22 protein-coding genes are annotated in these 20,510 nt (G+C 67.7%); 7 read left to right on the top strand and 15 right to left on the bottom strand.

The features are described 5' to 3' along the window. The first annotated feature begins 8 nt into the window (after positions 1-8). Positions 9-194, top strand: coding sequence for a PLD nuclease N-terminal domain-containing protein (locus DSHI_RS17770; protein WP_012180167.1), 186 nt, complete (start codon positions 9-11; stop codon positions 192-194). Here the strand turns inward: DSHI_RS17770 and tspO are convergent. From tspO to DSHI_RS17755, 3 genes are read right to left on the bottom strand one after another with little or no spacing between them, the layout of a single operon-like run. Further along, on the bottom strand, positions 191-673 hold the full coding sequence (gene tspO, locus DSHI_RS17765; RefSeq protein ID WP_012180166.1) for a tryptophan-rich sensory protein TspO: 483 nt from the start codon (positions 671-673) through the stop codon (positions 191-193). The two genes, DSHI_RS17770 and tspO, sit on opposite strands and share 4 nt — an antisense overlap. A gap of 6 nt (positions 674-679) precedes the next feature. After that, positions 680-1,765, bottom strand: coding sequence for a 15-cis-phytoene synthase (gene crtB, locus DSHI_RS17760; RefSeq protein ID WP_012180165.1), 1,086 nt, complete (start codon positions 1,763-1,765; stop codon positions 680-682). Continuing rightward, complete coding sequence (locus DSHI_RS17755; RefSeq protein WP_012180164.1) at positions 1,762-3,336, bottom strand: phytoene desaturase; 1,575 nt, start codon at positions 3,334-3,336, stop codon at positions 1,762-1,764. The genes crtB and DSHI_RS17755 overlap by 4 nt, the downstream gene beginning before the upstream one ends. 115 nt (positions 3,337-3,451) lie before the next feature. Here DSHI_RS17755 and grxC point away from each other — a divergent pair, with 115 nt between their 5' ends. From grxC to DSHI_RS17740, 3 genes are read left to right on the top strand one after another with little or no spacing between them, the layout of a single operon-like run. Beyond that, on the top strand, positions 3,452-3,709 hold the full coding sequence (gene grxC, locus DSHI_RS17750; RefSeq protein ID WP_012180163.1) for a glutaredoxin 3: 258 nt from the start codon (positions 3,452-3,454) through the stop codon (positions 3,707-3,709). After that, complete coding sequence (locus DSHI_RS17745) at positions 3,709-4,542, top strand: carbon-nitrogen hydrolase family protein (protein ID WP_012180162.1); 834 nt, start codon at positions 3,709-3,711, stop codon at positions 4,540-4,542. Before grxC ends, DSHI_RS17745 begins: the two co-directional genes overlap by 1 nt. Beyond that, the gene (locus tag DSHI_RS17740; protein ID WP_012180161.1) at positions 4,539-4,991 is read left to right on the top strand and encodes a MarR family winged helix-turn-helix transcriptional regulator; all 453 of its coding nucleotides are present in this window, start codon (positions 4,539-4,541) and stop codon (positions 4,989-4,991) included. The genes DSHI_RS17745 and DSHI_RS17740 overlap by 4 nt, the downstream gene beginning before the upstream one ends. Here DSHI_RS17740 and bchO read toward each other — a convergent pair. From bchO to DSHI_RS17715, 5 genes are read right to left on the bottom strand one after another with little or no spacing between them, the layout of a single operon-like run. Continuing rightward, positions 4,988-5,896, bottom strand: a complete 909-nt coding sequence (gene bchO, locus DSHI_RS17735) for an alpha/beta fold hydrolase BchO (protein ID WP_012180160.1) — start codon at positions 5,894-5,896, stop codon at positions 4,988-4,990. The two genes, DSHI_RS17740 and bchO, sit on opposite strands and share 4 nt — an antisense overlap. After that, positions 5,893-7,596, bottom strand: coding sequence for a magnesium chelatase subunit D (locus DSHI_RS17730; RefSeq protein ID WP_050757914.1), 1,704 nt, complete (start codon positions 7,594-7,596; stop codon positions 5,893-5,895). Before DSHI_RS17730 ends, bchO begins: the two co-directional genes overlap by 4 nt. Before the next feature lie 26 nt (positions 7,597-7,622). After that, positions 7,623-8,627, bottom strand: a complete 1,005-nt coding sequence (gene bchI / locus DSHI_RS17725) for a magnesium chelatase ATPase subunit I (protein ID WP_012180158.1) — start codon at positions 8,625-8,627, stop codon at positions 7,623-7,625. Next, positions 8,624-9,370 carry a spheroidene monooxygenase gene (gene crtA / locus DSHI_RS17720; RefSeq protein WP_012180157.1) on the bottom strand — a complete coding sequence of 249 codons (747 nt, stop codon included), beginning with the start codon at positions 9,368-9,370 and terminating at the stop codon, positions 8,624-8,626. The genes bchI and crtA overlap by 4 nt, the downstream gene beginning before the upstream one ends. A 53-nt stretch (positions 9,371-9,423) precedes the next feature. Next, positions 9,424-10,200, bottom strand: a complete 777-nt coding sequence (locus tag DSHI_RS17715) for a double zinc ribbon domain-containing protein (protein ID WP_012180156.1) — start codon at positions 10,198-10,200, stop codon at positions 9,424-9,426. Positions 10,201-10,230: 30 nt separating this feature from the next. On the opposite strand from DSHI_RS17715, the gene DSHI_RS17710 reads away from it, so the two are divergent. Further along, positions 10,231-11,100 carry a methyltransferase domain-containing protein gene (locus DSHI_RS17710; protein WP_012180155.1) on the top strand — a complete coding sequence of 290 codons (870 nt, stop codon included), beginning with the start codon at positions 10,231-10,233 and terminating at the stop codon, positions 11,098-11,100. Then, positions 11,093-12,181 carry a ferrochelatase gene (hemH, locus tag DSHI_RS17705; RefSeq protein ID WP_012180154.1) on the top strand — a complete coding sequence of 363 codons (1,089 nt, stop codon included), beginning with the start codon at positions 11,093-11,095 and terminating at the stop codon, positions 12,179-12,181. Before DSHI_RS17710 ends, hemH begins: the two co-directional genes overlap by 8 nt. A gap of 113 nt (positions 12,182-12,294) precedes the next feature. Here the strand turns inward: hemH and DSHI_RS22640 are convergent, their stop codons facing one another. Further along, the gene (locus DSHI_RS22640) at positions 12,295-12,471 is read right to left on the bottom strand and encodes a hypothetical protein (RefSeq protein WP_044028134.1); all 177 of its coding nucleotides are present in this window, start codon (positions 12,469-12,471) and stop codon (positions 12,295-12,297) included. A 379-nt stretch (positions 12,472-12,850) separates the two neighbouring features. Continuing rightward, on the bottom strand, positions 12,851-13,453 hold the full coding sequence (locus tag DSHI_RS17695) for a L,D-transpeptidase (RefSeq protein ID WP_012180153.1): 603 nt from the start codon (positions 13,451-13,453) through the stop codon (positions 12,851-12,853). Positions 13,454-13,621: 168 nt separating this feature from the next. Between DSHI_RS17695 and dalA the strand changes: the two genes are divergently transcribed. Beyond that, positions 13,622-14,152, top strand: a complete 531-nt coding sequence (gene dalA / locus DSHI_RS17690; RefSeq protein WP_012180152.1) for a divisome-associated lipoprotein DalA — start codon at positions 13,622-13,624, stop codon at positions 14,150-14,152. A gap of 4 nt (positions 14,153-14,156) precedes the next feature. Here dalA and DSHI_RS17685 read toward each other — a convergent pair whose 3' ends face one another. The 5 genes from DSHI_RS17685 to DSHI_RS17665 form a co-directional block, all read right to left on the bottom strand. Beyond that, positions 14,157-14,657: a L,D-transpeptidase family protein gene (locus DSHI_RS17685; protein ID WP_012180151.1), complete on the bottom strand. Its 501-nt coding sequence runs from the start codon at positions 14,655-14,657 to the stop codon at positions 14,157-14,159. A gap of 76 nt (positions 14,658-14,733) precedes the next feature. Further along, on the bottom strand, positions 14,734-15,522 hold the full coding sequence (locus DSHI_RS17680) for an ion transporter (RefSeq protein WP_012180150.1): 789 nt from the start codon (positions 15,520-15,522) through the stop codon (positions 14,734-14,736). Positions 15,523-15,538: 16 nt separating this feature from the next. Next, positions 15,539-16,783, bottom strand: a complete 1,245-nt coding sequence (locus DSHI_RS17675; protein ID WP_012180149.1) for a class I SAM-dependent RNA methyltransferase — start codon at positions 16,781-16,783, stop codon at positions 15,539-15,541. A 40-nt stretch (positions 16,784-16,823) separates the two neighbouring features. After that, complete coding sequence (locus DSHI_RS17670; protein ID WP_012180148.1) at positions 16,824-18,668, bottom strand: ABC transporter ATP-binding protein; 1,845 nt, start codon at positions 18,666-18,668, stop codon at positions 16,824-16,826. Then, positions 18,665-20,509 (bottom strand): ABC transporter ATP-binding protein, encoded by a 1,845-nt coding sequence (locus tag DSHI_RS17665; RefSeq protein ID WP_012180147.1) that lies wholly within the window; start codon positions 20,507-20,509, stop codon positions 18,665-18,667. Before DSHI_RS17665 ends, DSHI_RS17670 begins: the two co-directional genes overlap by 4 nt. Between the last annotated feature and the right edge of the window lies 1 nt (position 20,510).

The raw sequence follows: 20,510 nt of genomic DNA, 5'->3' as shown, positions 1-20,510 counted from the left end.
GACGCAAGATGGGGATCGAGGTTGTCGGGATTGGCAGTTTCCTGCTGCTGGTGGCGATGCTGTGGGCGATCATTTCGACCATCGGCTCGACCGCGAGCACGGGCGCCAAGGTGATCTGGTGCCTGTTCATCCTGTTCTTGCCCCTGCTGGGCTTCATCATCTGGCTGTTCTTCGGGCCCCATGCGAAGCGTTAGGCGGTGGCGGGGCCGCCCGCCTTGTCGGGGTTGAGCCGCCAGACCGCCGCGTTCAGGGCCGCCGCGATCGACACCCAGACGAGATAGGGGGCCAGCAACAGGCCCGCAACCATGTCGATCTGCCAGGCGCTGACCATCGCGCCGCACACGGCGAGCCAGAGCGCGACGATGATGAACATCCCCGCCTTGATCCGGTTCAGACCGAAAAAGACCGGCGACCAGAGCGTATTGAGCGCGATTTGCAGGCCCCAGAAGGCCATGGCGAGCGCGTTACCATCGAGCACGGCGACCCGCGTGGCGGCCACGGCGATCACGATGTAGAGGATGGACCACACCACCGGGAACACCCAGTTGGGCGGGTTCCAGGACGGTTTGCGCAAGGCGTCGTACCACTTGTCGGGCGGAAACATGGAACCCGTTGCCGCCGCGGCGCAACAGGCACTGATGAAGACACCGAAGACGATCCAATCAAATTCCATGACAGGTTAAGTAGGGCGGCCTCCGTAAGGTTCCATACCGCGGGTCTCGCGGTCGCGGGCTTCGAGCTGCGCGAAGAGGCCAAGCAGGTTGCCGGAGCGCCCCGCGCCCCAGGCGGAGCGGTCCGCGATACGGGCGCCGGCCTCGACCAGGAAGGCGGTTTCGGGCAGCGGGTCGGCGTGAAGGACGGCGGAGCGCGGCATGACCATGCTGACCCCCGTGCGCAGGACCGACAGGCCGATCCAGCCGAGTTTCTGCCCGGCGCTGGTATGGGCGCGGCGGGTGATGTTGTCGAACGCGGCGCGGGTCACTTCATTGCCGATCCCGGCATAGATATGGCGCGCGGCGAAGATGCCGGGACGGGCGGCGCGCGGCAGGGCCGCGATCCCCGCCTCGGAACGGTAATAGAGCCGGGTCGCTTCGGCCAGCAGGCGGCGGGTGACGGTGGTCAGCGCCTCGGACGGGCGCGGGTCGGCGAGAAAGGCCTCCGGGTCGAGCCCTTCCTCGGCCATCATGGCGCGGGGCAGATACAGGCGGCCTTCGGCGGCGTCCTCGCCCACGTCGCGGCAGATATTGGTCAGCTGCATCGCCACGCCCAGATCACAGGCGCGGGCCAGCGCATCGGCATCGCGCACCCCCATGAGCACGGTCATCATCGCTCCGACGGCGGCGGCGACGCGCGCGGAATAGGCCCGCACATCCGACAGGGTATCGTATTGCCGTTCGATCGCGTCCCAGGCGAAGCCCTCGATCAGGGCCTCGGGCAGGGCGCGGGGCATGTCATGGGCCTCGATCATCGCAGTGAAGGCCCGGTCGGCGGGCGCGTTGCGGGGCTGGCCGCGATAGGCCAGGTCCAGCCGGTCGCGCAGATCGAGCACGGCGGCGGGCTTTTCATGGTGCAGATCCACCGCGTCGTCGGCCAGGCGGCAGAAGGCATAGAGCGCCAGCGCCGGGTCGCGCACCCGGTTCGGCAGAAGCCGGGAGGCCGCGTGGAACGACAGGGAGCCGTGGCGAATCGCCTCCTTGCAGTGGTCGAGATCGGCCTGGGTATAGGCCAGCGCGGTCGGGGCGAAAGGCGCGGCGTCGAGGCTCATTCCGCGGCCTGCGCGAGGGGGGCCGGGGTGGCGACGGGGGCGGCGTCGGGGACCATCTTGGCCAGCACCTCGGCCGAGCTGATCACGCCGGGCACGCCTGCGCCCGGATGGGTGCCCGCGCCGGCGAGGAACAGGCCCTCGGCCTCTTCGGAGACATTATGGGGTCGGAACCAGGCCGATTGCAGGATGCGCGGTTCGATGGAAAAGCCGGAGCCGTTGGGCGAGAGATACCTGTCGCGGAAGGTTTCCGGCGTGAACACCGTTTCGGTGGTGATGCGCCGCCCGATGCCGGGCATGGTCTTTTCCAGCTCGGCCAGCACCTTGGCCTTGTAGATCGGTTCCTCGGTCGCCCAGTCGACGCCATTGTCATGGCCCAGATGGGGGACCGGCGACAGGACGTAGAAGGTGTCGTCGCCCTTGGGTGCCACGCTGGGATCGGTGAGCGAGGGGCGGTGGACATAGAGGCTCATGTCGTCGGAGAGCCGCCCGTTGATGAAGATGTCGCGCAGCAGGCCCTCGTAGCGCGGGCCGCTGAGGATGGTGTGGTGGCCCACATCCTGCCACATGCCGGCGGTGCCCTTGGTGCCGAAATACCACACGAAAAGACCCATGGACCAGCGGCGGCTGTCGAGCTTGGCGTTGGTCCAGCGTTTCTTGGGGGCCTGACGCATGAGGTGTTTGTAGGTGTGGCCCGCATCGGCGTTGGAGACGACCACATCCGCATGCAGCACCTCGCCACTGGCGAGGCGGACGCCGCGGGTTTTGCGTTCGGTCACGAGGATTTCGTCTACGGTCTCGCCCAGGCGGACCCAGCCACCCTGGTCGGCCACGATCCGGGCCATGGCGTCGGCGATCGCCTGCACCCCGCCCATGGCGTAATGGACGCCGAATTCCTTTTCCAGGTGGCTGACGAGGGCATACATGGAGGTGACGTTCATCGGGTCGCCGCCGATGAAGAGCGGATGGAACGACAGCGCCATGCGCAGGCGGGCGTCCTTAACCCGTTTCTTGGCCAGTTTCAGGATCGACTGGTCGGCGCGCAGGAGGGCAAACTCGGGCAGGACCTTGATCGTGTCCCAGGCCTTGTGCATCGGCTCGGCCACCATGCCTTCGAACCCCACGACATAGCGGCGCTGGGAATCCTTGAGGAACTGGCGATAGCCTTTCAGGTCGCCGGGGGAGAGGCGGGTGATCTCGGCCTCCATCGCCTCGGTCGATTGGCGGGCGAAGAAGTTGGAGCCGTCAGGCCAGCGGATCTCGTAGAACGGGTCGAGCGGCTTGAGCGTAACATCGTCGTGGAAGTTGCGGCCGCAGGCCTCCCACAGGGCCTCGTAGACTTGGGGGACGGTGATGATCGTGGGGCCCAGGTCGAAGCGGTGCCCGTCCTGGGAGATCGAGGAGCCGCGCCCGCCGGTCCGGTCGAGCTTGTCCAGAACGGTGACGGCGTAGCCCTTGGCGCCGAGGCGCATGGCGGCGGCCAACCCCCCGAGACCGGCGCCGATCACGATGGCGCGTTGACGGGGGCCGGTGACGGCTTCGGCGGCGGAGATGGGGTCGACTCGTGTCATCATACTGAGACGATATAGGTGTCTAGTTTACTTGACAACATTTCTGTCACGTTTGCGCTGTCTTTTCCGCGCTGCCGGGGTTGCCTATATACCGGACAGACCCATCCCGGAGGCCAGAATGCAGCCCGTTGAAATCTATACCTCGCCGCTGTGCGGTTACTGCCATGCCGCCAAGAAGCTGCTGTCCCAGAAAGGCGTGAGCTTTGCCGAGACCGATGTCTGGCGCGCGCCGCAGAAGAAGCCCGAGATGATCGAACGGGCGGGCGGGCGCACGAGCGTGCCGCAGATCTTCATCGGCGCGACCCATGTGGGCGGCTGTGACGAGCTTTATGCGCTGGAGCGGGCGGGCAAGCTGGACGCGCTGCTGGCGGGCTGATGCGCGCCGCTCTGGTGCAGATGACTTCCGGCGACGATCCGGAGGCGAACCTGGCGCAACTGCAGGGGTTGGCGGCGCAGGCCGTGGCGGAGGGCGCGGGATTTGTCCTGAGCCCGGAGGTGAGTAATTGCCTGTCCACCAGCCGGACCCGGCAGCGTGCGGTGCTGCGGCGCGAAGCGGACGATCCGATGCTGGCGGCGATGCGGGAGTTCGCGGCGCGGCGGGGGGTTTGGGTGCTGCTCGGCTCGCTGGCGGTGACCACGGAGGATGCGGAGGGGCGGTTCGCCAACCGGTCGATCCTGATCGATGCCGGGGGCGGGATCGCGGCGCGGTATGACAAGATCCACATGTTCGACGTGGCCGTGTCGGAGGCCGAGACCTATCGCGAGAGCGACGGATACCGGCCCGGGGATCGTGCGGTGCTGGCCGACACGCCGTTTGGCAAGATCGGGATGACCGTGTGCTATGACCTGCGATTTCCGCATCTTTTCAGGGATCTGGCCCGAGCGGGGGCAGAGATCCTGACGGTGCCCTCGGCCTTCTCGCCGGTCACCGGGGCGGCCCATTGGGAGCCGCTGCTGCGGGCGCGCGCGATCGAATGCGGGGCCTGGGTTCTGGCGCCGGCCCAGACCGGCACGCACCCGGCGACCCGGGGCAAGGCGCGCAGCACTCATGGGCACAGCCTGGCCGTGGACCCCTGGGGGCGGGTGCTGGCCGATGGGGGGACCGCGCCGGGGGTGTGTTTCGTCGATCTGGACCGGACGGAAATTGCCGCAGCGCGGCGAAAAATACCTTCCCTCACGGCGGATGCCCCCTATGCTGACCCGGTATGAACACGGTCAATGACGCCCTTGCGATTTCCCTTCTGTCGGAACTGATCACCACCGATCAGCTGGCCCGCGCGCGGCTGTCCAAGGCCCTGCCGAAGGGGATGGAGCTGAGCCATTTCTCGGTGCTGAACCATCTGGCGAACACCTCGGCCGAGCGGACCCCGGCACAGCTGGCGCGGAGTTTCCACGTCACCAAGGGGGCGATGACCAACACGCTGGGCAAGCTGGAGGCGGCGGGGCATGTGCATATCCGGCCCGACTGGGACGATGCGCGGCGCAAGCTGGTGGCGGTCAGCCCGGCGGGGCGGGCGGCGCGGGATGCGGCCTTGCAGGTGATCACGCCGATCATCGCCGAGATGACCTCCAGCCTGGGGGCGGAGAAGGTGCGCGCGGTCTTGCCGATCCTGCGGGAGTTGCGGGTGCGGCTGGAGCAGGACGACACCAAGCCCTAGGCGGAGCGGGACGTCTGCGATCGTGCCGGATGCAGGTCGAGACCGGCCAGGAACCCTTCGATTTCCGCCGCGATCAGGTCGGGGCGTTCCTCGTGCATCAGGTGGCCGAGGGCCGGCAGGGTGCGGGTCGTGGCGTTGGGCAGCTTGCGCGCGGCGTCGATCGAGACCTGGGGGGCCACGGCTTTGTCGCGCGCGCCGGTCAGCAACAGCGCGGGGGTGTCGATATTCGGCATCTTGCGGTTGAGGGGGCGCAGGTCCCAGCGGGACATCATCGCCAGCGCGCCGGAGACATGGGCGCGGTCCCGCACCAGCCGGAAGTAGAGGCCGAGTTGCGCCTCGGTCAGCTCGGAGCCGGTCGCCTCGATCAGTTGGCGAACGCTGCGCGGGGTGGTGGTGTTGGCGAAGACCAGCGCGGTGAACGGGTTCAGCGCCAGCATCTTGGCCAGCATCGGAAAGAGCCAGCCCGCGACCCCGTCGAATTCCGCGAAGGCGCCGTTCAGGGCGACGAGGCCCCGGGGCGGGGTCGGCAGGCGCGTCGTCAGCTCCAGCCCAACGGCGGCCCCGGCGGAATGGCCGATGATCGCGTCTGGCAGAAGGTCCTGTTTCACGAGCAGCTTGGTCAGATCCTCCGCCACCGCGTCGAGGCTGGATCGCATGGAGCTGCCCTTGGTGGTGAAGCCGTGTCCGGGCAGGTCGACGGCCACCAGCCGGAAGCGCGGCGCGAGCCGGTCCATCAGGTCGGCGAAGGAGTGCAGCGAGGCCCCCGCCCCGTGCAGCAGCAACAGCGTCGGCGCCTGGCCCTTGTCTGGCCCCATCACCTGCACATGCCATTGGTGCGGGCTGACACGCAGGAAGCGACTGGCCCAGGCATGGGGCCAGTGGGCCTTCTCCAGGTTCCAGTTCATGAGTCGAGCGCCGCAGTCACCGCGGTGGAGAGACGCTGGCTGTCGGCGCGGGGCATGGGGATGTAGGGGGCGGCCAGATCGCCCGCGAGATCGCGCAGCTGCGCCTGGGGCCGGTTGCCCATGTCGATGACGATTGAGGGTGTCGCCTGGGCGCGCAGGGCGCGGGCCATGGCGCGGGCGTCCTCGGCGGCGGCAGGCCGGTTGGCGGTGCCGTCGAGCGCGATATTGGCCCGCCCGTCGGTCAGGAGCGCGATGGTGGGGCTGAGGCCGCGACCCTTGCTGAGTGCGGCGAGGTCCAGCGAGGCGCGCAGGCCCGCGGCGAGCGGTGTGCCGCCCCCGCCGGGAAGCGCGGCGAGGCGGCGCTTGGTCTGGACCAGCGACCGGGTCGGCGGCAGCAGAAGGTCCGCGCCGGTGCCCCGGAAGGCGATGAGGGCGACGTGGTCGCGGCGCGCGTAAGCCTCCGCCAGCATCAGCTCGACCGCGCCCTTGGCCTCGGCCAGGCGCGCAAGGGCAGCGGAGCCGGAGGCGTCCACGGCGAAGATCAGCAGGCGGTCGGATTTTTCCTCGAACCGGCGCAGGCGGATATCCTCGGACCGGACCAGCACCTTTTGCGGGGCGTCGGGGGTCAGCTTGCGGCGGATGGTCTGCCAGGGTGCTGCGGCGCGCAGGGTGGCGACGAGGTCGATGCGGGACTGCCCGTCGATCCGGCCCGGGCGGGACGGCAGGGGGCGGCCCCGGCGGTTGCCTTTCTTCGCGGCCCCGGCCCCGGCCCCGGATTTGGCGGTCTTAGGGGCCTTCGCGGCGGCAAGCCTGGCCAGCAGGTCCGGCGGCAGGACGGCCTTGGCGGCCTGCAGCAGGATCTCTTCCGGCAGGCGCTGGGGCGGGTCGGTCTCGTCCAGTTCGTCCTCGGGCGCGGCGTCGGTTTCGGGCGGGGGTTCGGGGGCGTCCTGGGGCGGCTCGGCCTCGTCGGTGTCCTCCTCGGGGAAACGGGTCGCGCGGGGGGCGAGCACCAGTTCCGTGGCGGTCACGAGGTCGTCCTCGTCCGCGGTGTCGCGGCCATCGAGCGCGGCAAGCGCCCGGGCGGCGCGGGCCGCGAGCAGGGGGGCGCGCAGGCTGTCGATGCCGAGGCGCAGGGCGGCGACGGTGAGGGCGGCATGGGCGTCAGGGCCGAGGCGCACATGGGGCAGGTAGGTGCGCGCGCGGGCGATCTCCTCCGCGTCGAAGGCGGGGGGCGGGCAGTCGGCCAGCGCCAGCCCGTCGAGGTCGATATGCAGCGCGAGCCTGTCGGCGAGAGAGGCGGCGAGGCGTTCGTCGGGCTCGGCCCCTTCGTCCAGGGCGATGAGGCAATGGCCCTGGGATGCATCGAGGGTTTGGGCGAGGCGGGCGGCAAGGCCCGGCGTCATCCGTTCCGCCATGGGGGCGATCAGGGCGACGGGGCCGCTGCCGAGCAGGCCGGGGGCGCGCACGAGTTGGCCCGCAGACAGGGTCGCGGCGAGGTCCACGCCGCCGAAAAGCTGCGCGTCGGCGATGCCGGGGGGCATGCGGCGCGGGGCGGTGAGCAGCCCGCGCAGGCCCGCGAGCAGCCGGTCGCGCGCCGGGCCTGAGCGCGCGCGGAGCCACAGCCCGCCGAGCCCCTCGGGGTCGATGGCCAGCAGGGCGGCGGCGGTGGCCGCCTGGGCCCAGCGTTCGACCGGGTCCATATGGGTGGGCGGGATCACGCGGCCCCTCAGGCCAGGACGCTGTCGACCACGCGGGCGACGCGGGTGGTGGACCCGGCCTCGTCCAGCGGGTCGCGGCGCAGGCGGTGGCGCAGGGCCGAGGCGGCGATGGTGCGCAGGTGCTCGCGCCCCACGGTTTCGGCCCCGGAATAGGCGGCCACGGCGCGGGCGGCCTTCAGCAGCGTCAACTCCCCGCGCAGACCGTCGGCGCCGAGGGCCACGCAGAGCTCGGCGCAGTCGCGCAGGGTGGCGTCGGGGGTTTCGATGGCGCGGAGGATCTTGCGCGCTTCGAGGATGCGCTTGCGGAGCGAGGCATCCTCCCCCTGCCAATGGGCCATGAAGGCGTCGTAATCCATCTCGTAGGCGTCGCGGCGGCGGATCACCTCGATCCGGTCATCGATGTTGTTGGGGGAGGCGACCTCGACACTGAGCCCGAACCGGTCGAGCAACTGCGGGCGCAGCTCGCCTTCCTCGGGGTTGCCGGAGCCGACGAGGACGAAGCGCGCGGGGTGGCGGATCGACAGGCCTTCGCGTTCGATCACGTTTTCGCCGGAGACCGCCACGTCGAGCAGCAGGTCGACGATGTGATCCTCCAGCAGGTTGACCTCGTCGATATAGAGATAGCCGCGATTGGCGCGGGCCAGCAGGCCGGGCTCGAACGCCTTCTCGCCCCGGGTCAGCGCCCGTTCGATGTCGAGCGCGCCGACCACGCGGTCTTCGGTGGCACCGAGGGGCAGGTCGATCACGGGGGTGGGTTTCGAGACGATCTCGGTGCCGACGCCCTCGGCCCAGTCCGGCACGGCCGCAGGCGTGGCGGAGTTGCAGGGGCAGCCCGCGACCACGTCGATCTCGGGCAGAAGGGCGGCGAGCGCGCGGACGGAGGTGGATTTGCCGGTGCCGCGATCCCCGAAAACCAGCACCCCGCCGATGGAGGGGTCGATGGCCGTGAGCACCATCGCCTGTTTCATTTCGGACTGGCCCACGATGGCGGAGAACGGGAAGGGATGGGTCATGCGTATTCCTCGGCGGGCGTATCGGTGGGCGTGGGGGCGGTAAGGCTGGCGAGAGGGCGGCGCCCCTCCCACGAGCCGTGATCGCCCAGGACGGTGAAGCGGGCATAGAGCTCTTCGGCGAAGAGGCCGCCGTCGCGGACGGCGCGGATCGCCTCGGCATGGGGGCCGCCCTTGCGGGCGAAGGCGCACATGCTGGTGGCATCGGGCCAGATCGAGAAGGTGACCTGCTGCATCAGGGGGACCTCGCCGATGCCGATCTTGAAGATGACATTGGGGTCGCGCCCGATCATGTCGCTGATCGCGGGCTCGTGTTTCCAGAATTTCAGTGCCCGGCTGGGTTTGACCGTGGCGCGTGTGAGCGCGGCCAGGGGGCCCGGGGTCGCGGGGGCGGTCACCTCGAACGGGGTCTGGCCCGACCACGCGCCGCGCACGGAGGTGGGGGCGAGGAATATCGTCCAGTCCTCGGCCGCGCGGGCGCGGTAGCGCGCCCAGACCGGGGCCTCGCGAGTACGGGCCCGGGCGGTGGCCGCGTCGGGCCAGGTCGCGAGGATGGCGTAGACGGAGGTGTTGGGAACGGGTGTGAAGCCTTCGCCCGAGCCGGAGCCGCAGAGCTTCCAGAACCCGATATCGGGTGTTCTGGGCAAGCTGAACCGGGCCGCGCCCATCTGGGCGAGCGCCCAGAGGCGGTCAAGTGCGCTGTCGAAGCGAAAGAGGCTGAGACTGACGGTCTGAATCGGACTCACTCCAATGTGTAAACTTAGTCTGACACATTATGTGTAAATCCGAAAGTCTTATTTCAGGGCGCAGCATCCGGGGAGGCGCGCGGGCGACCGACGAATTCCTCGCGGTGGACGCGGGCCAGAACGGCGATGTCCACCTCCTCCGCGCCGGCCTCGAGACAGGCGGCTGCACAGGCCGCCAGGGTCGCGCCACTTGTCATCACGTCGTCGATCAGCAGCACGTGCCGCCCGGCGATCCCGGCACTGCGCGCGCGGGCGCCGCAGACCGACACCGCACCGTCGAGATTGGCAAAGCGTTCCTCGAAGCTGCGCTGGTCCTGCATCGGCGTGCGCCGGGTCCGGGTCAGAAGGTCTGGCACCATCTGCCGTTCGAGATGCCGGGCCGCGACCCGCGCCAGCAGCACCGCCTGGTTATAGGTGCGCCGCAGAAGTCGCGTGCGATGCATCGGCACCGGCAGCACCAGCGTGTTGCCCTGAACGAGCGGCCGCGCCGCCCTGGCCAGCCAGGCCCCGGCGGGCCGTGCGAGATCGGTGCGGTCGCTATGCTTGAGCTGCAGCACGAGCGTGCGGCCCATATCCTGGTAGGTCATCACTGCGCGGCCCCGGGACCAGGGGCGCGGAATGTTCAGACAGTCTTCGCAGATGTCGGTTTCGGTCTCGGACAGCCCCGCAACGGGCACCCCGCAGGTATTGCAAATCCCCCCGGCGATGAAGGGTGTCTGGCGCAGGCATTCGCCGCAAAGGCCGAAATCGCTGGCCACCGGCGCGCGGCACGTGATGCAACTTGGCGGATAGACCGTCCGCAAGGCGGTTTGCAATTGCCCGTGAAACACTTAAATACGCCTCTCAATTGAAGGTTCATCATGAGCGTACCGCCCCGACTTGCAGATCGTGCCGCCCTGGAGGCGCACCGTGCCCGGGCCCGCAAGGGGGCGGGGCCCGAGTCGTTTCTGCATGTCGAAGCTCTTCATGAGGTTCAGGAAAGACTGGACGAGGTTAACAGGAGCTTTACCAAGCCCGCGATCGTGACCGGTTTTCCCGAATTCTGGGCAGATGCCGTACCGGAAGCCGTGGTCGTGCCCGACACGGAAGTTCTGGACCTGCGCGAAGGCGCCCATGACTTGGTGATCCACGCCATGGCGCTGCATTGGGCCGACGATCCGGTCGGCCAGCTGGTGCAGGCGCGCCGGGCGCTGAAACCTGACGGGCTGTTCCTGGCCGTGGCCTTTGCGGGCGAGACATTGCGCGAGCTGCGCGTGGCCCTGGCCGAAGCCGAGACCCGACAACGCGGCGGGCTCAGCCCGCGGGTGGCGCCGATGGGCGACCTGAGGGACATGGGCGGGCTTTTGCAGCGGGCGGGCTTTGCCCTGCCGGTGGCCGACCTGTCCCCGCGCGCGGTGGAATATGCCACGCCGCTGCACCTGATGCGGGAGCTGCGCGCCATGGGCGAGACCAATGCCCTGGCCCAGCGCGAGCGCCGGTTTCTGCGCCGCGACGTGCTGGCCCGGGCGGTGGAAATCTATGCCCGTGAATTTCCGGGGGACAATGGGCGCGTGCGCGCTACGTTCCAGTTTGCTTTTTTGACCGGATGGGCGCCTGCGGCGTCGCAACCGCAACCGCTAAAACCGGGCTCCGCGTCCCACAGGCTTGCCGAAGCCCTTGGATCCGTGGAATTCGACCGAGATATGAACCCAGTGACCGACCCGACCCCACGCAGGGACGGCGATGGCTGACAGAGGCACAGAACCGATGAACATGATGTCCAAGACGACCTCGTCCCACCTGCCCGGTGATCACCCGCCGGTCAATTTCGGCAAGGTCGGCGTACTGCTGGCCAATCTCGGGACGCCGGACAATTATGACTATTGGTCGATGCGGCGGTATCTGAATGAATTCCTGTCCGACAAGCGGGTGATCGATTACAGCCCCTGGATCTGGCAACCGCTGTTGCAGCTGGTGATCCTGACCAAGCGGCCCTTCAGCTCGGGTGCGGCCTACAAGTCGATCTGGAACGAAGAGGCGGGGGAGAGCCCGCTGATGACCATCACCAAGGATCAGACCGCCAAGATGAAGGCGGCGATGCAGGCTCGGTTCGGCGATGACGTGGTGGTGGATTTCTGCATGCGCTACGGCAATCCGTCCACCAAGTCGAAGGTGGAGGAATTGCAGAAGCAGGGCTGCCAGAAGATCCTGTTCTTCCCGCTCTATCCGCAATATGCGGGCGCGACCTCGGCCACGGCCTGCGACCAGTTCTTCCGGTCGCTGGAGCATATCAAGTGGCAGCCGATCGTGCGCACGGTGGAGCCGTATTTCGAGCATCCGATGTATATCGAGGCGCTGGCCCAGTCCGTGGAGCGCGCCTATGCGGACATGGAAACCCGCCCCGACGTGCTGGTCGCGTCCTATCACGGGGTGCCGAAGCGGTACCTGATGGAGGGTGACCCGTACCACTGCCAGTGTCAGAAGACCTCGCGCCTGCTCAAGGAACGGCTGGGCTGGCCGGAGGGCGAGATCGTGACCACCTTCCAGAGCCGGTTCGGCCCGGAGGAATGGCTCAAGCCCTACACGGTCGAAGAGGTCGCGCGCCTGGCCGAGACCGGCAAGAAGAAGATCGCGGTGATCGCGCCGGCATTTTCCGCCGACTGCATCGAAACGCTCGAAGAGATCAACGAAGAGATCAAGGAGAGCTTCGAGGAGGCGGGCGGCGAAGAGTTCACCTATATCCCCTGCCTGAATGACGACGACGCCCATATCGCGGCGCTGGCCAAGGTCGTGGAAGAAAACCTTGCGGGCTGGATCGCGCCGAAGGGCTGATCCACGGACCTGCGGGCCGCGGCGCGGCCCTCAGGTGGTCACAGCCGGATGATCACACGAAAAGAGGCGGCCCAAGGGCCGCCTCGATCCATAACTAGGTCGGTGCGAAGCGATTAGCTTGCGACAGCCGCCAGAACCGCGACCAGCAGGAGCGGAACAACCCAACCGGTTGCGCTGGTGTTGGTTTCTTCGACGATCACCGGCATTTCCATCATGGGCTCTTCCATGGAGCCTGCGGTTGCGGTGGTTGCTGCTGCGGCCAGAGCGGCGGCAAGGACGAGCTTTTTCATGGTTCCCTCCAAAGAGATGCTCACAATTACGACTTGGACACGCCAGAAGACGCTGGTGAGCGTTCTAGACTGTACCTCGTACACTTTTTTTAAGCAGGAGAACCTGCAGAATGCAATCGGGCCAATATCAAGGGCCTTTCGGACAGGTAAATGTCGTCAAAATAGCAACACTCTTGCGCAGTCTCGGGCCATCGACGGGCGGAATTGATCGGTCTGGCGCATGCGCGCCCGGTTATCTCAGAAAATTCCGGGGATTGTGACAGGTTCTTGAAGCGCTTTCCGGTGCCTTCCGGCGGCGGCACGTCGAGGCGGCCTGCGCTGAAAACGAACGCGGCGCCACAGGGCGCCGCGGGGAGAGTCGGGGACCGGATCCTCCGGGTCAGATCAACAGGACCTGGGTGCCCACCTTGCACTTGGAATACAGCTCCGCGATATCCTCGTTGAACAATCCGATGCAGCCATTCGACGAGCGGCGCCCGATCTTGCGCGTGTCGTGGGTGCCGTGGATCCGGTAATAGGTCCAGGTCAGGTGCATGGCATGGGTGCCCATCGGGTTATCGGGCCCGGGCGGGATGAACTCGGGCCATTCCGGATTACGCTGCCGCATCGCCGGGGTCGGACGCCAGCTGGGGCCTTCGACCTTCTTGGTGATGCTCGTGCGCCCGGTGCGGGTCAGGTCCTCGGTCAGGGGCACGGAGGTCGGGTAGAGCTTGTACTCGGTCTGATCCTCGGACCAGAAATGCAGCGCCCGGGACGAGATATCGACCAGAACCGCGCCGTTGCGGGTGTTCGAGAAATAGGGCCGCCAGTCCAGCGCGCGGAAGCTGGAGACGTTGCGGCGCACGGTCTGGGTGACGTCCTGCTCGAGCTCGGTGGTGCCGGTCATCTGCGCAAGCGCCGGGCTTGCCAGCAGGGTCGACGCAGCACCGCTTGCCGCCAGGAACCGGCGGCGGGACAAGGGAGAACGATGGTCCTTGGACATGGTCTGACTGCTCCTCAGATGTCACATTGTTGTGCGGAAGATACGAATATCACCGGAAAAGTGCAATTCACACGGCTGTCATGGCCAAAGGGCGGCGAGCCCCCTTGGATCGGGTAGCCAATTTCGCATAGGACAGGGGGAACGACGTAAAAAACCGGGATTGGGGCCATGTTTCGCGTTCTTTTGAGCCTTGTGCTGCTTGCGCTGGCCGCTTGTTCACCGCCGCCGCCCACTTTGGGCGCAGACGGCAAACCCCTGCCGCAGGTCTACAACATCCGCGCCGCAGACACCGGGCGCATCCAGTTCGCCATGCTTGATTCGGTCAACGTGCTGCGCCAGGCGGCGGGTTTGCCGCAGCTGGCCCTGAACGCGGAGCTGACCGCCGCCGCGGCGACCCATGCGCGCGACATGGCCGTGCAGAACCGGCCTTGGCATTTCGGTTCGGACGGATCCTCGCCCCTGGAGCGGGCCGCCCGTGCCGGCTATCCGGGCCAGTTTCGCGGGGAGTTGATCTCGGAAACCTTCGAGACCGAGCTGGAAACCCTGGCCGCGTGGATGGCAGAGCCCGCCACCCGCGACGTGATCCTGGACCCGGCCGCCCGCGACATGGGGTTTGCCTGGTACCAGGAACCCAGCGGCAAACTGTGGTGGACGCTGGTTCTGGGTGGCGCCGGGCCACGGATCGTCCCCAACGCCTGATCCGTCAGGGGTAGATGTCGATCACCGTGCCGTCCTCGACCATGGCATAGATCTCTTCCATCTCGGCGTTGGTGACGGCGATGCAGCCGGCCGTCCAGTTTTCCTCGGTCTGGGGGCCCAGCAGGTTCGGCTGGCCATGGATGAAGATATTGCCTCCGGGGCTTTGACCCATGGCCCGCGCCCGCGCCACGTCCGCCGTGTTGGGGTACGAGATGCCGAGCGACAGATGGAAACTGCTGTTGGGGTTGCGCCGGTCGATGCGGTAGCGCCCCTCGGGCGTCTTGCCGTCACCTTCGACCTGTTTGTGGCCTTCGGGCGCGAAACCCAGATCGATGTCGAAGCCGCGCAGGACCCTGTCCTCGTTCATCAGGTACATGCGGCGCTCGCCCTTGAAGACGACGATGCGCGTCACCTCCGGGCCTTCATAGTCCAGGAATTTCGAGGATCCGCAGCCGGACAGCCCCAAGGCGAGGCCCAGCAGCAGGACGCGGCGGGAAAGGGTCATTATGGAAGCCTGCTCGAGAGAGATTACAATTTTATTATTGTCATGCAGGATGCCAGATTTTCCGCCGCCGGGCCAATCACGAATTTGGCGGGGGACGTTTCGCGAGGGCCTCTTCGATGGCCTTGAGGCGGGCCATCACCTCATCCCGGTAGGCATCGGTGGCGGCGACCTCTTCGGCGGAATGGGCCTCCTGCATGGAGTTCACGATCAGACCGACCAGCAGGTTCACCACGGCGAAGGTGGTGACCATGATGAACGGGACAAAGAACATCCAGGCATAGGGGTAGACCTCCATCACCGGGCGGACGATGCCCATGGACCACGACTCCAGCGTCATGATCTGGAACAGCGAATAGCCCGAGCGGCCGAGATCGCCGAACCACTGGGGGAAGCTGGCCGAGAAGAGCTTGGTCGCCATGACCGCGCCGATATAGAAGATGATCGCCATCAAGAGGAACACCGACCCCATCCCCGGCAGGGCGGTCACGAAGCCCTCGACCACCCGGCGCAGGCGCGGAGCGACCGAGATCACGCGCAGCACCCGCAGGATGCGGAGCGCGCGGAGGACCGAGAAGCCCTGCGCGCCGGGCACGATGGCGACCCCGACGATCAGGAAGTCGAAGATGTTCCAGCCGGAGCGGAAGAAGCGCCCGCCCAGCGCGAAGAGCTTGATCGCCAGTTCCACCACGAAGATGCCGAGGCAGATCTTGTCCAGCGTGACGATCAGCCCGCCCGCCGCCGCCATGAGCGCAGGCGAGGTTTCCATGCCCAGGAGCACTGCGTTCACGATGATCACGGTGATGATGAAGTTTCGGATGCGGGGGGACTCGATCCAGTCCGCCAGCCGCGCGCGCAGGTCCGTCATGGGGATTTCCTCTTGGTCAGGGCTGGATATGGGGCGCGGTGAAGGCGGCCGCAAGCTCCACATGCGGGGACCAGCGGAACTGGTCCACCACTTGCACCCAGCGCAGGGCGTAGCCCGCGTCACAAAGTGTTTTGGCGTCACGGGCGAAGGTAACCGGATTGCAGGACACGGCAGCGATGCGGTCGGGTTGGGCGGAGGCCAAGGCCGCGGTCTGCGCCTCGGCGCCGGCGCGGGGCGGGTCGATGACCACGGCGCCGAAGCGCGCGAGGTCGTCGGGCAGGAGCGGGCGGCGGAAGAGGTCGCGCGCCTCGGTGGTGACCTTGGACAGACCCGGGGTCTTGCGCCAGCCCGCGTCGAGCGCCGCGAGCATGTCGGCATCGCCCTCGACCGCGTGAACCTCGGCCCGGGTTGCCAGCGGCAGGGCGAAGGTGCCGCAACCTGCGAAGAGGTCGGCGATGCGCCTGGCGGGGCCGACGGCCTCGGTCACCGCGGCCAGCAGGGCGGCCTCGCCCGGGGCGGTGGCCTGCAAGAAGGCGCCCGGCGGCGGTGTGACACTGGCGGGGCCGAAGTGTTGGGCGGGCGGGCGAAGGGTGAGAAACACCTTGCCATCGAGGCTGAGCCGCGCGAGGTCGAGCCGCTGGGTCAGCGCGGTGAGCGACAGGCGCAGAGCGGGGTCAAGCGGTTTGCCGCCGCGGATGTCCACGTCCAGCCCGGCCTCGGAGACGGTGACGGCGAGGGCCAATTCCCCTTTGCGAGAGCCTAGCAGGGGCAGGAATTCGGCGAGGCTTGGGAGGGCTTCGGTGATCGCGGGGGCGAGCACCTCGCAGCCGGGGATGTCCACGATCGTGTCGCTGGCGCGGGTGTGGAAGCCCAGGAGTGTGCCCTTTTTCAGCCGTCGGCCCGATAGGGTCGCACGGCGGCGGGTGCGCGGCGGCGAGGTCCGGATCGGGCGCATCGGCGCGCTGAGACCGTGGGCGGAGAGCGCGTCGATCACCACCTGAACCTTCCAGTCGGCCACGAACGGGTCGGCGGCGTGTTGCAAGGCACAACCGCCACAGCGGGCGTAGTGCGGGCACGGCGGCTTTACCCGGTTCGGGCAGGGCGTGACGATCTTGGGCGCGGCGATACGGTCGCCGGTGATCTCACCGCGGATCTCCTCGCCCGGCAGGGTGCGGGCGGCATAGACCGGGCCGGGGGCGATCCCGTCGCCGTGCAGGCCGAGGCGGGTGATGGTCAGCGTATCGGGTTGTGTCTCGGACATGCCCGGGCTTTAGCGGCCGCGCGGGCGTCGGGCAACGGGGTTATTCGGCAGCCTCGGTCAGGCCGATGAACCCGCCCGACTGCCGGTTCCAGTAGCGCGCGTAGAGCCCGCCCTGGGCCAGCAGGTCGGTATGGGTGCCGTCCTCGACCACGCGGCCCTGGTCCAGCACGACGATGCGGTCCATCTGCGCGATGGTCGAGAGGCGGTGGGCGATGGCGATGACGGTCTTTCCCTCCATCACCCGGTCGAGCGCGTCCTGGATCGACGCCTCCACTTCGCTGTCGAGCGCCGAGGTCGCCTCGTCCAGCACGAGGATCGGCGCGTCCTTGAGGAAGGCACGGGCCAGCGCGATGCGCTGCCGCTGACCGCCCGAGAGCTTCACGCCGCGCTCGCCCAGATGGGCATCGTACCCCTTGCGGCCCGCATGATCCTGCATGTCCATGATGAAGTCATGGGCCTCCGCGCGCTTGGCCGCGGCGATCATCTCGGCCTCGGTCGCGTCGGGGCGGCCATAGAGGATGTTGTCCCGCGCGGAGCGATTGAACATGGCGGTTTCCTGGGTGACCATGGCGATCTGCTGGCGCAGGCTGTCTTGCGTCACGTCGCGCACATCGACCCCGTCGATGGTCACGCGCCCCTCTTCGGTGTCGTAGAGCCGCAAGAGCAGCCCGGTCAGGGTCGATTTCCCGGCCCCCGACGCGCCCACCAGGCCCAGTTTCTGCCCCGGCGCCACGGTCAGGGAGATCCCGTCGATCCCGCCCACGTCGCGGCCATACATGAAGGTCACGTTCTCGAAGGTGATGCGGCCGCGCCGGGCCTCCATCTCGCTGGCGTCGTCGGCATCGGTCAGGGCATGGGGCACGGTCAGGGTGCGCATCCCGTCCTCCACCTCGCCCACATTCGCGTAGATTGCCATGAGCGTGAAGCTGACCCAGCCGGTCATCTGGGCGATGCGGATGGCGATGGCCCCGGCGGCGGCGATGTCGCCTGGCGTGGCAGTGCCTTGTGTCCACAGGATCAGCGTCCCGCCGATCAGCAGCACCGGCAGCACCCCGGCGATGGCCATGAGCCAGAACCGGAAGCTCGACGAGATATAGCCGAAATCGAGCGCCTTGCGCCGGTAGCTGCCCATGGCGTCGAGGGCGGCCTGGTCTTCATGTTCGGAATGGCCGAACAGCTTGACCGTCTTGATGTTGGTGACTGTGTCGACCACCTGGCCCGTCACGTTGGCGCGGGCCCCGGCGCGGGCGGCGGAGCGTTTGCGCACGCGCGGCAGGAAAGCCCGGATCAGCGCCATGTAGGCCACGAACCAGACGCCGAGCGCCAGCGCGACCCAGGGGTCGATGGTCAGCAGCAGGATCACCGAGCCGAGGATCGAGGCCAGCGCGAAGGCGACCACGTTGATCACCTCGGCGGTGATGTCGGTGACGGCGCGGGCGGTCTGCATCTGCTTCTGCGCGATGCGACCGGCGAAGTCGTTATCGAAGAAGCTGACCGACTGGCCCATGGTCCAGCGGTGCAGGCGCGACAGCACCAGCGGGTTGAGATTGGGTTGTACCACGATCGCATTGGCCGCCGAGGACAGTCCGAAAATCACCGGGCGGATCAGGATGAAGAAGGCCGCGAACAGAAGAACCGTGGGCCATTCACTTGCAAAGAAGCCCTCCGGGCCGGCGGTGAGCGCGGTGTCGATCACGAGGCCCAGAAGGGTGGCGGACAACACCTCCAGCGTGCCGGCGAAGGCCGAGAGCGCGGCGGCGATCCAGAGCACCGGCATCGATCCGCTCAGGCACCATCGCAGGAACGCCCACAGGGTCTGGGGCGGCGGCCCTTCGGCGGGTTGGAAACCGTCGATCAGGTTCTCGATCCGGGACAGGAGCGTCATTCCGCGGCCTCCGCCGTGTTGATGAACCCGCCGGATTGGCGGGCCCAGAAGCTTGCATATAGCCCGCCCGCCGCGAGCAGCCCGGCATGGGTGCCGTCCTCAATGACGCGGCCCTCGTCAAGCACGAGAATGCGGTCCATCTGCGCGATGGTGGACAGGCGGTGGGCGATGGCGATGACGGTCTTGCCCTCCATCACGCCGTAGAGCGTGTTCTGGATGGCGGCTTCCACCTCGCTGTCGAGTGCGGAGGTGGCTTCGTCCAGGATCAGGATCGGCGCGTCCTTGAGGATGACGCGGGCGAGCGTGATCCGCTGCCGCTGCCCGCCGGACAGCTTCACGCCCCGTTCGCCCACATGGGCGTCGTAACCGGTGCGGCCCTGGGGGTCGCGCAGGGTCTGGATGAAGTCATGGGCCTCGGCGCGCTTGGCGGCGGCGATCATCTCGGCCTCGGTCGCCTCGGGGCGGCCATAGAGGATGTTGTCCCGGACAGAGCGGTGCAGGAGCGCGCTGTCCTGCTGCACCATGCCGATCCGGGCGCGCAGGCTGTCCTGGGTGACGGTGGCGATGTCCTGCCCGTCGATCAGAACGCGGCCCCCATCGGGGTCGTAGAACCGCAAGAGCAGCTTGACGAGGGTCGATTTTCCGGCGCCGGAGCGGCCCACGAGGCCGACCTTTTCCCCGGGTTTCAGGGTCAGGGAAATGGCATCGAGCCCGCCTGCGCCCTGCCCGTAATGGTGGCTGAGCCGGTCGAGGGTGATCTCGCCCTTTGTCAGGGACAGGGGCCCGGCGTTCGGTGCATCCACGAGGGTGATGGGTTGGGCGATGGTTTCCATCCCTTCGGCGATCACGCCGAGGTTCTGGAAGAAGGTCGAGACCGCCCACATGATCCAGCCGGTCATGGCATTCAGCCGCAGGGTCAGGGCGGTCGCGGCGGCCACCACGCCGACCGAGGCCGTGCCTTGCACCCACATCAGGATCGCCCAGCCGACCACGCCGACGATAAGCAGGCCGTTCAGGATCACCAGAACAATGTCCATGGTGGTGAAGATCCGCATCTCGCGGGCGAAGGTGGTGCGGGTCTTCTCGATCGCGTCCTTGGCGTAGGCGAGCTCCCGGTCGTGATGGGCGAAAAGCTTGACCGCGTGAATGTTGGTATAGGCATCGACCACCCGGCCCGTGGTCTCGGACCGGGCGTCGGAGCTGGCCTTGGAGGCGGGGCCCACGTTGATGATGGTCCAGCGCACCAGCGCGCCGTAGAGCACGAACCATACGATCAGCGGGATCGCGAGGCGCGGATCGGCTCCGGCGAGCAGGATCGCCGCCCCGATCAGGTAAGCCAGCGCGAAGCTGATCGCGTCGAAGACCTGGAACACCGCCTCGCCCGCGGCGGGCGGGGTCTGCATGATCCGGTTGGCGATGCGGCCGGCGAAGTCGTTCTCGAACCAGCCGACCGACTGTCGCAGCACCTGGCGATGAGCGCGCCACCGGAAGAGCGTGCCGTAATTCGGCAGGATCGCGTTGTTCAGGAGCAACACGTCGAGCGCCTGCAGCGCGGGCCGGAAGAGCAGGATGAACAGGGCCACGAAGATCAGCTCGGTGCCGTGGTCGGCCCAGACGGTTGCCGGGCTGCTGGTCGAGAGCAGGTCGACCACCCGGCCCATGTAGTAGATCAGCGCGATCTCCACCGCCGCCACCAGCAGCGACATGACCCCGGCCACGACAAAGAGGCCGCGAAACGGGCGCGACCAGGAAAGCATGAAGGGCCAGAGGCGCGTGGGTGGGCAATCCGTCTCGGGGTACGCCACATAGGGGTCCACGAGACGTTCGAAAAAGCGGAACATG

This window comes from Dinoroseobacter shibae DFL 12 = DSM 16493 (assembly GCF_000018145.1).
Taxonomy (GTDB): domain Bacteria; phylum Pseudomonadota; class Alphaproteobacteria; order Rhodobacterales; family Rhodobacteraceae; genus Dinoroseobacter; species Dinoroseobacter shibae.
Note: the sequence above shows the minus strand (reverse complement) of the source record. Positions and strands in the feature narration are given on the sequence as shown.

What these genes read in the sequence shown, in the direction of transcription:
- hemH (WP_012180154.1), top strand. Translation starts at nt 11,093, where the DNA reads ATGGCTGACAGAGGCACAGAACCGATGAACATGATGTCCAAGACGACC.
- DSHI_RS17665 (WP_012180147.1), bottom strand. Translation starts at nt 20,509, where the DNA reads ATGTTCCGCTTTTTCGAACGTCTCGTGGACCCCTATGTGGCGTACCCC.
- DSHI_RS17675 (WP_012180149.1), bottom strand. Translation starts at nt 16,783, where the DNA reads ATGTCCGAGACACAACCCGATACGCTGACCATCACCCGCCTCGGCCTG.
- bchI (WP_012180158.1), bottom strand. Translation starts at nt 8,627, where the DNA reads ATGACCCATCCCTTCCCGTTCTCCGCCATCGTGGGCCAGTCCGAAATG.
- dalA (WP_012180152.1), top strand. Translation starts at nt 13,622, where the DNA reads ATGTTTCGCGTTCTTTTGAGCCTTGTGCTGCTTGCGCTGGCCGCTTGT.
- DSHI_RS17740 (WP_012180161.1), top strand. Translation starts at nt 4,539, where the DNA reads ATGAACACGGTCAATGACGCCCTTGCGATTTCCCTTCTGTCGGAACTG.
- crtB (WP_012180165.1), bottom strand. Translation starts at nt 1,765, where the DNA reads ATGAGCCTCGACGCCGCGCCTTTCGCCCCGACCGCGCTGGCCTATACC.
- DSHI_RS17710 (WP_012180155.1), top strand. Translation starts at nt 10,231, where the DNA reads ATGAGCGTACCGCCCCGACTTGCAGATCGTGCCGCCCTGGAGGCGCAC.
- DSHI_RS17730 (WP_050757914.1), bottom strand. Translation starts at nt 7,596, where the DNA reads ATGGACCCGGTCGAACGCTGGGCCCAGGCGGCCACCGCCGCCGCCCTG.
- DSHI_RS17770 (WP_012180167.1), top strand. Translation starts at nt 9, where the DNA reads ATGGGGATCGAGGTTGTCGGGATTGGCAGTTTCCTGCTGCTGGTGGCG.
- grxC (WP_012180163.1), top strand. Translation starts at nt 3,452, where the DNA reads ATGCAGCCCGTTGAAATCTATACCTCGCCGCTGTGCGGTTACTGCCAT.
- DSHI_RS22640 (WP_044028134.1), bottom strand. Translation starts at nt 12,471, where the DNA reads ATGAAAAAGCTCGTCCTTGCCGCCGCTCTGGCCGCAGCAGCAACCACC.
- DSHI_RS17745 (WP_012180162.1), top strand. Translation starts at nt 3,709, where the DNA reads ATGCGCGCCGCTCTGGTGCAGATGACTTCCGGCGACGATCCGGAGGCG.
- DSHI_RS17695 (WP_012180153.1), bottom strand. Translation starts at nt 13,453, where the DNA reads ATGTCCAAGGACCATCGTTCTCCCTTGTCCCGCCGCCGGTTCCTGGCG.
- DSHI_RS17685 (WP_012180151.1), bottom strand. Translation starts at nt 14,657, where the DNA reads ATGACCCTTTCCCGCCGCGTCCTGCTGCTGGGCCTCGCCTTGGGGCTG.
- tspO (WP_012180166.1), bottom strand. Translation starts at nt 673, where the DNA reads ATGGAATTTGATTGGATCGTCTTCGGTGTCTTCATCAGTGCCTGTTGC.
- bchO (WP_012180160.1), bottom strand. Translation starts at nt 5,896, where the DNA reads ATGAACTGGAACCTGGAGAAGGCCCACTGGCCCCATGCCTGGGCCAGT.
- DSHI_RS17755 (WP_012180164.1), bottom strand. Translation starts at nt 3,336, where the DNA reads ATGATGACACGAGTCGACCCCATCTCCGCCGCCGAAGCCGTCACCGGC.
- DSHI_RS17680 (WP_012180150.1), bottom strand. Translation starts at nt 15,522, where the DNA reads ATGACGGACCTGCGCGCGCGGCTGGCGGACTGGATCGAGTCCCCCCGC.
- DSHI_RS17670 (WP_012180148.1), bottom strand. Translation starts at nt 18,668, where the DNA reads ATGACGCTCCTGTCCCGGATCGAGAACCTGATCGACGGTTTCCAACCC.